Origin of the sequence: Paraburkholderia denitrificans, from assembly GCF_042655705.1 — a bacterium.
GTDB lineage: Bacteria > Pseudomonadota > Gammaproteobacteria > Burkholderiales > Burkholderiaceae > Paraburkholderia > Paraburkholderia denitrificans.
This window is the reverse complement of sequence record NZ_JBHSMP010000007.1, coordinates 163,330-174,468: the sequence shown is the minus strand read 5'-3', so window position 1 is coordinate 174,468 and position 11,139 is coordinate 163,330. Positions and strand designations below refer to the sequence as shown.

17 protein-coding genes are annotated in these 11,139 nt (G+C 58.6%); 9 read left to right on the top strand and 8 right to left on the bottom strand.

Translation table 11 applies throughout. From position 1 onward, the window contains the following. Positions 1 to 87: 87 nt before the first annotated feature. The gene (locus ACFPTO_RS04100; protein ID WP_377709650.1) at positions 88 to 330 is read right to left on the bottom strand and encodes a hypothetical protein; all 243 of its coding nucleotides are present in this window, start codon (positions 328 to 330) and stop codon (positions 88 to 90) included. Between the two features lie 294 nt (positions 331 to 624). Here ACFPTO_RS04100 and ACFPTO_RS04095 point away from each other — a divergent pair, with 294 nt between their 5' ends. Beyond that, positions 625 to 1,938, top strand: a complete 1,314-nt coding sequence (locus tag ACFPTO_RS04095) for a cation:proton antiporter (RefSeq protein WP_377709648.1) — start codon at positions 625 to 627, stop codon at positions 1,936 to 1,938. A 32-nt stretch (positions 1,939 to 1,970) separates the two neighbouring features. Here the strand turns inward: ACFPTO_RS04095 and ACFPTO_RS04090 are convergent, their stop codons facing one another. Beyond that, positions 1,971 to 2,114, bottom strand: a complete 144-nt coding sequence (locus ACFPTO_RS04090) for a hypothetical protein (RefSeq protein ID WP_234775444.1) — start codon at positions 2,112 to 2,114, stop codon at positions 1,971 to 1,973. A gap of 389 nt (positions 2,115 to 2,503) precedes the next feature. Here ACFPTO_RS04090 and ACFPTO_RS04085 point away from each other — a divergent pair, with 389 nt between their 5' ends. Then, positions 2,504 to 3,373, top strand: coding sequence for a slipin family protein (locus tag ACFPTO_RS04085; protein ID WP_377709646.1), 870 nt, complete (start codon positions 2,504 to 2,506; stop codon positions 3,371 to 3,373). A 62-nt stretch (positions 3,374 to 3,435) separates the two neighbouring features. On the opposite strand, the gene ACFPTO_RS04080 is transcribed toward ACFPTO_RS04085, so the two are convergent. The 3 genes from ACFPTO_RS04080 to ACFPTO_RS04070 form a co-directional block, all read right to left on the bottom strand. Next, positions 3,436 to 4,141, bottom strand: a protein-coding gene (locus ACFPTO_RS04080; RefSeq protein WP_377709645.1) for an IS6 family transposase whose coding sequence is annotated in 2 segments (ribosomal slippage) — positions 3,436 to 3,978 and positions 3,980 to 4,141 — 705 coding nt in all. Because the reading frame shifts where the segments join, the coding sequence is not laid out codon by codon here. A 209-nt stretch (positions 4,142 to 4,350) separates the two neighbouring features. Then, positions 4,351 to 4,563: a 30S ribosomal protein S21 gene (gene rpsU / locus ACFPTO_RS04075; RefSeq protein WP_377709971.1), complete on the bottom strand. Its 213-nt coding sequence runs from the start codon at positions 4,561 to 4,563 to the stop codon at positions 4,351 to 4,353. Between the two features lie 616 nt (positions 4,564 to 5,179). Next, positions 5,180 to 5,383, bottom strand: a complete 204-nt coding sequence (locus ACFPTO_RS04070; protein WP_377709643.1) for a cold-shock protein — start codon at positions 5,381 to 5,383, stop codon at positions 5,180 to 5,182. Positions 5,384 to 5,982: 599 nt separating this feature from the next. On the opposite strand from ACFPTO_RS04070, the gene ACFPTO_RS04065 reads away from it, so the two are divergent. Then, the gene (locus ACFPTO_RS04065; RefSeq protein WP_377709641.1) at positions 5,983 to 6,345 is read left to right on the top strand and encodes a hypothetical protein; all 363 of its coding nucleotides are present in this window, start codon (positions 5,983 to 5,985) and stop codon (positions 6,343 to 6,345) included. A gap of 394 nt (positions 6,346 to 6,739) precedes the next feature. On the opposite strand, the gene ACFPTO_RS04060 is transcribed toward ACFPTO_RS04065, so the two are convergent. The 3 genes from ACFPTO_RS04060 to ACFPTO_RS04050 all read right to left on the bottom strand — a co-directional run bounded on the left by ACFPTO_RS04060 (position 6,740) and on the right by ACFPTO_RS04050 (position 7,822). Further along, complete coding sequence (locus ACFPTO_RS04060) at positions 6,740 to 7,210, bottom strand: hypothetical protein (protein WP_377709639.1); 471 nt, start codon at positions 7,208 to 7,210, stop codon at positions 6,740 to 6,742. A gap of 83 nt (positions 7,211 to 7,293) precedes the next feature. Beyond that, positions 7,294 to 7,545, bottom strand: coding sequence for a hypothetical protein (locus ACFPTO_RS04055; RefSeq protein WP_238466254.1), 252 nt, complete (start codon positions 7,543 to 7,545; stop codon positions 7,294 to 7,296). 49 nt (positions 7,546 to 7,594) lie between these two features. Beyond that, positions 7,595 to 7,822, bottom strand: coding sequence for a hypothetical protein (locus ACFPTO_RS04050; RefSeq protein WP_377709637.1), 228 nt, complete (start codon positions 7,820 to 7,822; stop codon positions 7,595 to 7,597). Positions 7,823 to 8,700: 878 nt separating this feature from the next. On the opposite strand from ACFPTO_RS04050, the gene infA reads away from it, so the two are divergent. The 6 genes from infA (at position 8,701) to ACFPTO_RS04020 (ending at position 10,882) form a co-directional block, all read left to right on the top strand. Then, on the top strand, positions 8,701 to 8,967 hold the full coding sequence (infA, locus tag ACFPTO_RS04045) for a translation initiation factor IF-1 (RefSeq protein WP_377709636.1): 267 nt from the start codon (positions 8,701 to 8,703) through the stop codon (positions 8,965 to 8,967). 312 nt (positions 8,968 to 9,279) lie between these two features. Then, the gene (locus ACFPTO_RS04040; protein WP_238466259.1) at positions 9,280 to 9,570 is read left to right on the top strand and encodes a hypothetical protein; all 291 of its coding nucleotides are present in this window, start codon (positions 9,280 to 9,282) and stop codon (positions 9,568 to 9,570) included. Positions 9,571 to 9,641: 71 nt separating this feature from the next. Then, complete coding sequence (locus ACFPTO_RS04035; RefSeq protein WP_238466261.1) at positions 9,642 to 9,890, top strand: hypothetical protein; 249 nt, start codon at positions 9,642 to 9,644, stop codon at positions 9,888 to 9,890. Positions 9,891 to 9,947: 57 nt separating this feature from the next. Continuing rightward, positions 9,948 to 10,163, top strand: coding sequence for a hypothetical protein (locus tag ACFPTO_RS04030; RefSeq protein WP_377709634.1), 216 nt, complete (start codon positions 9,948 to 9,950; stop codon positions 10,161 to 10,163). 177 nt (positions 10,164 to 10,340) lie between these two features. Continuing rightward, positions 10,341 to 10,610 carry a hypothetical protein gene (locus tag ACFPTO_RS04025; protein ID WP_377709632.1) on the top strand — a complete coding sequence of 90 codons (270 nt, stop codon included), beginning with the start codon at positions 10,341 to 10,343 and terminating at the stop codon, positions 10,608 to 10,610. A gap of 32 nt (positions 10,611 to 10,642) precedes the next feature. Then, positions 10,643 to 10,882, top strand: a complete 240-nt coding sequence (locus ACFPTO_RS04020; protein WP_238466266.1) for a hypothetical protein — start codon at positions 10,643 to 10,645, stop codon at positions 10,880 to 10,882. Positions 10,883 to 11,139 lie beyond the last annotated feature (257 nt).

Sequence of the window (11,139 nt, the reverse complement as noted above, 5' to 3'; positions counted from 1 at the left end):
ATGGACTGCAGCAGCAGTCGACCGGCGCTTGCCTGCAATGCGCGGGCACGATCGGGAGCGAGTCGCGGTTTGGCGAACCGGCGCCGGTTACTGCGTGGGAATCAATTTTGCGCGGCGAGGCGGTGCGGCGCGGGTCTCCTGCTCGATCTTGTCGAGCAGATCGAGCAGCCGGACTATGCGTCGCGCTCCCGAGGGAATGACACTTTGGTCGGCCAATAACGCCGTCATCCGGCGCCGCCAATAGGACAATGCGAAAGGGCCGTCCTCGGCCAGTAACGGGACGATCAGTTCGAGATGCGCGAGCTCTTTCTCGAATTGATGATGCAGCATGGCCAATCCCCCCAGAGCGGAGAGTCAACTGATCGACTGGATTGTGTTCGGCCCGGATTCGCTTGTCGGCACGCTATCGTGTTGATGCGCGTGCCGACGGTCATCCGAGGCGAAGAGCGAAGCAACTGGATGCCCGAATCTAGCGGAAGTCCGTGCGTAGCGCTGTCCGCCACCGTACCGACTGCGGCGAGCCCGGATGTCAGGCTCATCGGACCTGGCCTGTTCGATGTATGGCGACTCACATTGGGGCCCCATTCTCAAGCATGACATCCGGTGTCTCCCTTTACGCAATCCATGTCAGATTCCGTCTGGTATCTGCTGTTCGGCCTGCTGCTCATCGCCATGGTGGTGGCGGGGGCAACGTTGGCACGCCTGCTGGTGAGCAGCGCGACGATCTATCTGTGCGTCGGTTACGTCGTGGGCCCAGGAGGTCTGAAGCTGATCGTGCCCGACCCGCTGCATCATGCCGATGTGATCGGTCGGGTCGCGGAAGTCGCGTTGCTGATTTCGCTGTTTACCGTCGGGCTGCGCATGGGCGTTCCGATCCTCGACCGAAGATGGATTGTTCCAATGCGTCTCGCGTTTGTCTCGATGGCGATCACGGTGGGCCTGATCGCAGCGCTCGGGATGTGGGGGTTGGGATTACCTTTGGGCGCAGCGGTACTTCTCGGCGGCATTCTGGCGCCCACGGACCCCGTTCTCGCCTCTGGCGTGCAGACCGAGCGCGGTACCGATCCGGATCAATTGCGTTTCAGCCTCGCTGGCGAAGGGGCATTGAACGACGGCACCGCGTTTCCGTTCGTGATGCTGGGGTTGGCGTTACTGGCGCGGCATGATGGCGCCTCGTTCAGTCTCTGGCGCTGGCTGGCACTGGACCTGATATGGGCGAGCGCGGGCGGCGTATTGATCGGCGCAGGGCTTGGCGCCCTCATTGGCCGACTTGTCGTTTATCTGCGTACGCGGCATTCCCAGGCCGTCGGCCTGGATGAATTCCTGTCGCTCGGCGTAATCGCCGTTGCCTATGGCGCGGCGCAACTGTGCCACACCTCGGGGTTTCTGGCTGTTTTTGCTGCGGGCCTGGCTTTTCAGCGGGTGGAGGACAAGCCTCAGGCCGGTACCGTGTCCCTCGGTGCCGCGCCCGGTGCGGAAGGTCATGCGTATGGCGTGAGAGCGACGCACTCGCATCATGCCAGCGCAGTCATGACCGGCGCGGTGCGGGCGTTCAACGCTCAACTGGAACGCCTTGCTGAGCTTACGCTCGTCTCGCTGGTCGGCGCGCTGCTGCCTTATGCCACGGCGTGGAGCGCGCTATGGTGGTTCATTCCGGTGACGTTCGTGCTTGTGCGTCCTGTCGCCGTCATGGTCGGAACGCTCGGTGTGGCTAGCGCGGGGCGTGCGCGCGCGATGGTGTCGTGGTTCGGAATACGTGGAATCGGCTCCGTGTTTTATTTGATGTTCGCGATTCGTCACGGTGTAAGCGAACCGCTGGCAAAGCAGTTGATCACGTTGACGCTCGCGATGGTTTCGGCGTCCATTTTTGCGCACGGGATGTCGATACGGCCATTGATGAAATGGTATGGGCGGCGCCCGGCGTCGCTGGAGGGGTGATGCCGGCCCCGATCCGCGCGATCGGGAGCGTGCTATTTCTTCTTTTCCGGCTTGCGGGTTAGCGTGATTTTCGATGTTGTCGCCGAAGCTCTTTCTACAACTGGAGACAGCAGCTTTTTCGGTTGTTTAGGTTTTTTTGCTTCACGGTTACCGCGTAATTGCCCCTTTGCCATCATGCTTCTCCCATTATTTCAGTCGCGGAAGCAACTGCCATGTCGCCTATTCTGGGCGCATTGGAGGACGTTGTCGCTATCTATTTTTGGCAAGACGCCGGGAATGGCGTAGTTCGACAGATTGGGGAGCCGTTATCGAGGAGGGACTGCCCCCGGCAGCTTCTGGCGGCAAGTGTTCGCCGACGTATCCCACGTCATCGTCGGTGCTGAGCGCGCACGGCCAATGCGCCGGCGGCGCGGTACGGTAACGTACCGACGCTCAATGCGATCACGCGCATCGTTTGCTGTGTATCCCTGGCTCTCACGACCAGGGTGTTGCGACGGCCGAGTGCGGATTGATCGAGCCGAATTGTCCGAAATGACATTGCGCAGTTCCAGGAGGCATTACCATCATGAATCCGATCACACTACTTCTGTCCACCGTCTTCCTGCTCGCTGCGATTGCCTCTGGCGCGTTCGTCAACCTGTATATCGGTATCGGGCTCTTCGTCATTGCTGTCCTGATCGCAATGTCAATCAAGGTTGCCAACGTATGGGAGAAGTTCGTCATCCTGCGTATCGGGAAACTGCAGAGCGTGAAAGGAGCAGGACTCTTCATGATCATCCCTGTTCTGGACAACATCGTTGCAGTCATTGACGAACGCATTCAGACGACAGCTTTCAACGCCGAACAGGCTCTGACCAAGGATACGGTGCCGGTCAATGTCGATGCGATCATTTTCTGGCATGTCTGCGACGCCAAAAAGGCTGCACTGGCGATTACCGACTATCGCCAGGCAATCGATCGCGTCGCCCAGACAACGTTGCGGGAGCTGATCGGTGCCTCGATGCTGGCTACGCTACTCTCCGATCGAACAGCAGCGGACACGCATCTGAGAGATGAGATCGGGGTCAAGACAGCCCAATGGGGCATCGCGGTCGGGTCGGTCGAAATTCGCGACGTAGCGATCCCGGTTGCGTTGCAGGACGCGATGTCTCGTCAGGCACAGGCCGAACGAGAAAAGCAGGCGCGCGTCATTCTGGGGTCCGCAGAGGCCGCGATTGCCTCGAACTTTGTCGAAGCCGCGAGAGTGTACGAATCACAGCCCGGCGCACTGCAGCTTCGGGCGATGAATATTATCTACGAGACGACGAAGGAACGCGGGGCGACCATTCTCATGCCGACTTCGATGGTCGACAGTCTGAATCCCGCGCTGGCGGTCGCGATTGCCGGACATGATCTGGGTGGGGCGCCTGTGATGCCGCTGAAGACTGCGGCATAGCCGGAGAGGTTCTGTTGCAGTAAGGCTCGCAGAGTAAACTTGATCGACATGAGAAGGACTGCTTATGTTGCAAGTTCGTAGAATTGATCAGCGGTGGACGGATGGGTTCCGCGAGCACATTTCATCTGTCCTTTGGCGATCATGTGCATAATCTCGATGCCGGCCAGAAGGATCCGGGCACAGCGAAAAGTTTTGAATCCCAGCATGGGCCTCATTCGTCGCCTGATCGCGCGATGGTCCTGCTCCACAAGATTGTTGAGGTATTTGGACTGGCGGATCTTGATGATAGGCGCCTCACGATCGGCATTGATGGCTTCGAGTGCGGCGAGATTGGCGCCGCTTTTGTCGATGGTCACCGTCTCGGGCGCGTCATGCTGGGCGATCGATTTCTCAAAGTAACGCCGGGCAGCGGTCTTGTCTTGATGGGCGCGTAGCAGAAAGTCAATGGTGTTGTCGTCCTTGTCGACGGCCCGGTAAAGATGCCGCCATTCGCCCTTGACGCGAATGTACGTCTCGTCCATTCGCCAACTCCTTCCGACTGGCCGCTTGCGGCGGCGGAACGCCTTCTCCAGCACCGGCAACAGCTTGAGCGCCCAGCGATGCACGGGTCGAATGATCAACGCAAATGCCACGCTCAGCCACCATCTCTTCAATGTGACGCAGGCTTAGCGGATAGGCCACGTACAGGCGTACGCACATCAGGATCACATCGAGCGGGTAATGCAGGCGCTTGAGCACTTGGGCCACCGCCGGATTCAACGTCGTCATCAAGCTTTCAGCTGTTCATGTTGTTCCGCACATCATAGCGGATCGCCCTATTGCGACAGAACCTAAGCGGTTTGGGCAGTACGACTTTCCGTGAGGTGATGGCTGGCCCGGGTCATAGTCTCATAACCGGTTCCCCGTGCGGAGGTTACACGAGATCCCCAGCCAGGCACTGGACGGCCGCTTCAGCATGGCGGCACGGCAGTTCCCGGTCAGTACCGCCTTTTCGGCGGCAACGACCGTTTGATCTGCGTGCGCAGGCGTGCCACTGCTGCAGCCTTTTTGCGTTTGCGTTCTGCGGTAGGTTTTTCATAGGCAGTCCGGGCACGAAGCTCCGGAATCAAGCTGGTGCGCTCGATCGCGCGACGGAAACGGCGTAATGCAACTTCCACAGGCTCGTCGGGTTTCAGAATTACAGTAGTCAATTTTTTCCCCTGGTTGAGATCCGGCAGCAAATGGCGAATGGTGATGTGGATGTGCACGCAGCCTCGTGGCACAGATGGTGTACACGCCATCAACGATGGCGAAATACGGCTCTCGACACGCGTACGCGGTAGTAGAACGCATGAAATTGCGGGGTAGCCCTTGCGTCCCGACCGTCCTGGACACTGCCCTGTGCGGGCGGCGAATCGGGTACGCGAGGCGATTGGTCAGATATGGCAACTCGCGACACCGGTCCGATGCGAGCCGGGGCGTGCAGTCCAGCGAACACGGTTATCGCTGGCCTCACTGGACTATTGGCTGTTTCGAACTGTGGCGTCGTATTCACCTTAATGATATTTGAGTGGGCCCGTGCCGTGCGAAAAATGCACGGGTGCGCCGATGCCAGGCCATTCGAGCGGTGTTCCAAAGCAGCCGAAAAGCGAAGAATAGCATTGAAGCCGGAGTGGAGAGTGAGGTGCAACGAGGCGTATGGCGCGTGGCAAGCTGATCAATGAAACAATGCCAGTCAGGAGCGATCGCGCCAATTTAGGGAGACAACGCTCCGCGAGGGTGTCGCTGCAACCCGGCATCCGTCGCAGGAAACCGGGCCTTTCAACCTTACCTCGGCTTGATGTTAGCCGCTTGCAGCCCCTTCGGGCCTTGCGTCGTTTCGAAGCTCACCTTCTGATTTTCAGCCAGCGTCTTGAAGACTTCGCCCCTGATTTCGGAGAAGTGAGCGAACAGGTCGTCGCCACCCTTGTCCGGGGTGATGAAACCAAAGCCTTTGCTGTCGTTGAACCACTTGACGGTGCCGGTATCCATGAAGAATCCTTGAAGAAAAATACGAAAACTTGCTCTATCAAAGAGTGTGTGAAGCTTCAAGGAAGGAGAGGACAACGAATACAGCCGAGGAGCGAGCAATTGATGAACAGCAGTCGAACTTCTTGAACTTCGAGCACACGGTACCCGTCGGGTGAACCAGCGTCAATGCTTATCTTGTAACTGTTTGACCGGCTGCCCGTTCAGCAGACGAAGCGATGCGGCCCTGCCTGGCTGCACCCGCTTGCCTGGCGTGGCACACAGGTTAGGTCCTGTGCAGCAGGGCGGCACCGCATCTGCTGCGATGGGATCGAACAGACGGCGCTGCGGCAGGCCGCACGACGGATGCGCAATCAGCCCGCGCCTGGACAACATGTCCTGCGTTCTTTCCGGTTTTCCCATCCCTGTGATCGTCGCTGTCGAATGATCGCAATCGCCTGAATGATTCAACGGTCGTATCGAGGTGCTGAATCGAACCCGGTCCAGGAGTGCATGGCCTGTGAACTGCTCGCCGGGCGTCGCTCGTTCGATCTCCCGAATTCTTCCGCGTTTCAGGCCAATACGGAATAGACTGGTACTTTCACCGCGACGCCTGAGGTCATATGTACCCGCTTCTTGAGTTCCTCGCAACGCTGCCGCAATTTCATGCTGCCCGACCCGCCCGTGAGGTATTGCATATAGGAACAGGCTGTGTATTTTCCATGGCGAACGGTGTTGGGCCACAGTTGCCATCCGAAACAACACTGAAGGCTCGCTGGCCGGGACAACTGGAGAGCGAATATCACGAAATTGACGGCCTCGACGCCGTGAATTTCTACATGCGCGAGGCCAGGACACTTGGGGCTGAACCGGCGTCGATAAATCGGGCCATCGCCGTCCTTGATCACGCAATGGGAGGCGAGACGGCGTTCTCGGCGCCGGTGCGGTCAGCGGAGGCATACATCGGTGGTCCACGCGACAAATAGGCTGACAGGTGCGAACTTCATCGTGCGCTGGCGTTGCTTTCCGTAACGCAGGGGTTACAGCTGCCGTCCGTTTGAGGACTTCCCAGGGGTGTTCGATTGTCCGTGTGGAACAGCGGCAGCAGCCTTCGCAGGGCCGATCCAGGTTCCCTCGCCTCGGGTCGTCGTCATTCATTCCAGGCGATACGGTCATCGTGTCGTCACTGCCTCCGGCCGCACCGGCGCTGCGTGAACGCACGGCGCGTCCGGTGTTGAGAAACATGACGATGACGCACATGGCCGGGATCCACCATGCGCATCGGCGCGGCCGTACAAGGGATCGGTACGTCACGATATAAAATTGCAGTACTGGATATTATGGATATCCGGTGGAGGATGTTTGTGCCCCGCGTCGTCATCAGTGAAGTCCCGGTGGCTCGCGATGAGATGCATGAAGCCTCAACCATGCCACCATCGACGATTTCTCCGATTGAATGCCCTCGCAAATGAACCTCGTTTCGAAGAAGCCGCCAGCTTCTGCTGTAGCGATTATTTTTGAATAGAGTTCGATTTCCTGAGAGAGACATTTGCGGACGTGAGCGAGTTCACGAGACAGATCTTTCGTACCGGAATGCTCAGGACTGGAAAGTTCCACAGGGTCACTTCGTTCAGGTAGCAGCATGCGGGTACTTTCCTCTATCCGTGCAACGCACCCGGCCAACATGTCTTGATGTTCAAGTGTCCGGGACAGGAAATTTTCAACCGTGGCAGAGCAGGGGCCACGACCGGGATGGCGTTCGAGGAGCACCATGAGCAATCGCGCTGAACCTTGTCCACATATATGCGCGTCGCGCAGCAGGCGAAGCAGCTCCTCCCGGTAGGTAGTCACGAAGAATCTCCGTCCTGTAACAGTATCGTCAAGCCGCAATAGCCGGACGTCCAGCGCCACGTGGCAACTGCGCCAACGCAATATCAGCGTTCAGAGCCGGTGGCGAGCGGTCCAAGGAGCACATCGATGGATGCCTGCCCTGCAACTTCAGCGATCAGGTATGCCCATCGGCGTGTGTAGGGACCGTTACGGAGACGAATCCTGCCTCCACGTTCTCCCATAACACGAAGATTATCGCCGCCCTTGATCTGGAACGTTACGTCGTACAGGTCTTCAGCGGAATGGCTGAGTTCGACATGGATCTCGAACCCCCGATATTCGATCATCCGATACACGCGTCGCTCCATCCGGTTGATAGTGCGGTTACTTTAGCCATGACGGGAATCAACGCGTCCCCAGGGCGCCGTCGCCAGGATCTCCGGCTCGATAGAGGACCGCGCCGATCTGGAGGAGACGGTTCCAGTCGTTCGTGTTCATCGTGCTGTGCTCACGGGCGAGGTATTCGGTTAGCCAGTTCAGGGAATCAACTGCGCTTGCCTGGTCGACGCCTTTCTGTGCAATCTCCTGGAACATTTCGAGAATCGCCTCCACGTTGATGTAGGGTTTGTTCATCGCAATCTCCTCATGGGTTCGGGGGCAATGTGCCGGCCGATCCGTCATCGAACCGCACCGCATTTTGTCAATGTGCCGAACGGAGTCCCGCGCAGTTGAAGGCCCGAAAGCGCTGTCGAACTCGCACAAGGTTGACTGCCGGGATGACCGGCCTTTCCTGAACGGGCCTCGCTTCGGACAGCTCAAGTGCTGGCGACATGTGCCAGCGTACTCGCGTCCAGGATGCTCAGGATGGCAAGGAAGTGCGCTGTCCCGATCCGGCAGATAAAACGGCACTACAGCCGCACAGCGTCTCGGGAACCAGCCTCAAAAAAAACCGAAGGAGGGCGGGAGAAGAGGGTGCCGGAGCATACGGTCGATGACGAACCGCTATCAAACAGCAACGCAACCCAAGCTACGCTTTACCGGTCTGGCCGTCAAGCCGCTTCGGCCGCGCTGAATCACTGGCAGGACAAGCGTGCATCACGTTACTGTCTCCGGCCGACATGAAATTCGTCCGGCTGCGGACCATGGCGATGGCCAATGAGGTGAAACGCGTGCATAATAGCGCCCAGGCATCCTGAGGCAGATGCTTCCTGCGTCCGCGCTGAGATCCTGCCGCATGAGCCTGTCTTCCGGCTCCATTCCATTGTCGCGTTCAGCGTGACTACATGATGCGTCATCCCCCTTGGCAGGGCGTGGCGCTACTCCCTCCGGACGGCACGGGCCGTTCTCTTGATAGCGCCTGTATTCTGCTCGCGTGCAGCGAGTACGCCTTGCGCAGCCGCGTTTGTCCCGATCATTGCTGTCGAAATCCATTGGCAAGCGCAGCCGCATGCCTACGCGTCCTTTGTGTTAGCGTCGCACTGGCTTCGCCCCTCTTTACTCAGGAGAATTGATTGGCAAAAGAAGACCTTCTCGAACTCGATGGCATTGTCGGCGAAGTTTTGCCTGACAGCCGCTACCGTGTCACGCTGGACAACGGGGTGATCGTGGGTGCGTACGCTTCTGGCCGTATACGCAAGAATCACATTCGCATCCTTGCCGGTGATCGGGTCACGCTTGAGCTCTCAGTCTACGATCTCACCAAAGGACGCATCAATTTTCGGCACAAGGACGAACGAAGCGGCGGCCAGACGCGCCGCAGCGCTTTCCGCCGGCGCTGAGCCGGAGCAACGCAAGAGGGCATTCCTCCGCAGTCCGAAGGCGTGACTGCCTGCGCTCGACAGACTCCATGGGCCCAGCGGTGCAGTGCAAGTCTGAAACTTTCGCTGTACAAACGGCTGGAGTGGCGTAGCATGGAAATATCAGTCGACCTGCGACCGATCCCAGCCTCCTCCTCCAGTGTTCCTCAGGGATCGAGCCGCTTCCCTCCATCGCAGACCACGAAACGCGATCGGCCGCTGTCCAGATATCGGAGCGGTCGTGCGTGTCCCTATGCGCTATTGCCGCAACACGTGCGGCCAGAAGGTGACTCCATGACTGTCGCTGCCCGTCTCTACCGGGGACTTGAAATTTGCCCACTGGTTTATCCGCACCGACCGACCGCGTCTGGATCTGGTCACAACTACGACGAAGGGTTTGACGCTGCCGTACGAATCCTGGAGCCGCAGGAGCCCGATGGCACGCAACGGGGCCGGGTGTTTGGCGTTGTAGCCCGCAACCCCTTCAGTAGTGCAGGCGATGCACGCCGTGCATCGATAGAATATGCAGAGCGTCTCATCGATACCTGCTCGCCGGTCACGACGGTTCTCGATTTGGAATCCTGAACGCTTTTCTCTTCACTTATCCGTTGTTCCGCGCTGGAACAACGGCTTTCGGGTATCGCCGGAGGTTCGGTATGAACAGAAACGACCTGCTCAGGCGCATTCAGGTCTGCGGCCGCGACATTATTGATGAGTTTCTTCCATCGGATGCGAACGACGATCTGGATACGCTGATTGGCGACCGTCGCCACGAGGTAGACGCGCAAGCGTACCGGATGTTCGTCTCGGTACGTGCGCTGTTATGCGAGAGCGGTATGCCGAGTTGCGAATCGGACTGCGAGGCGGGACAGATCATGGCCCTTCTGAACGGTCGCCCAGCCTGACGGTGACGGCGTATTTTGCGGCACCGGATGCCGCACCCTGATTGACAAGGTGGCAACATGCGTTTCAATTCGACCCGATTCCGGATCGATCCGACACCACGCCGGGCGGACGGGGAATATATGGCGCACGCGCGCATCAGCACCAGCCGTGCGGATGGCAGCGAGTACGACGTTCATCTCAGTGGTGACCTGGCCGGATTCGACGCGCGAGAGGATGCCATTGCCTATGCGAAAAGCTGGGCACAGCAATGGCTGGACACCCGGTTCGGATAGACATGCCAGGGCACCGTGTCTGGATCGACGGTCATATCTGCCTTGCATCGCACACGACATCATATCCATCGGACCAACCGGTCTTTTCCTGCATCAGACGCGAGCGCGCGCGCAGCCTGATTGCGGAATAATGTCCGCCCTCACGTGACGGACCTCACGGAATTTGATGGGAAGCCTATGGAAACGCGGCTCGATACGTTCAACGGTTGGCAAATGAAGGCAACCGTAGCAAGCAGACTTACCCCGGCGGGGGAAGCTGCGTACTTCGTCGTAGAACCACCCACATACAAGGAATCTTCGACAGGCGTGCCGGAAATTCCAGCGAACACCCAATGTATCGAGGGGACGTTCGATGACCTCGACGATGCGTTCCGCGCTGCTTTCGATGTCTGTGGACGTGCGATCGAGCAGGCGGAACGTTCGCGGAACGTGCAGAAGTTTAATTAACTGCATTCCTGCGCCATTCTGGCGGGGCCACCATGCATCGAGTTTTCTCGCATCGCAATTTTGAAATTCATGTGAAGCTGACGGAGGCTTCCAGTGGCCTGTACGACGCCACTTTCCGGATAACCGGCGGCGACAATGCCGGCGTGGTCGATGAACTGGGTGCCGAGACAAGGCTTCGCAATGGGCCTTTCACTCCTGAAAGAGCCTTGCAGATCGCAGAGGAAGTTGGTCAAGTGACCATTGATGCCGTTATCGGAGAAGACGCGTCGTAACCATCCCGATCGGGCCGAAAACGACGAACACCCGAGCCTGGCAGAACGCAGAAGTAACGGAACGATGTTTCGTCCTGTTGATATTGCCGCGAAGATAGCGAACGGCGCGGAACACGATATTCTTCGAATGGTCCGGAGCAACCGCCGGTGCGGCTGGCAGGGCCCTCGTAATGGCGCGTATGACCGTTTGCCCGGGCTGATCTGTCCGGCAGGCGCCTGCACGGGACCACGCCGTATCTGTTGAATGTTCCGCCGCA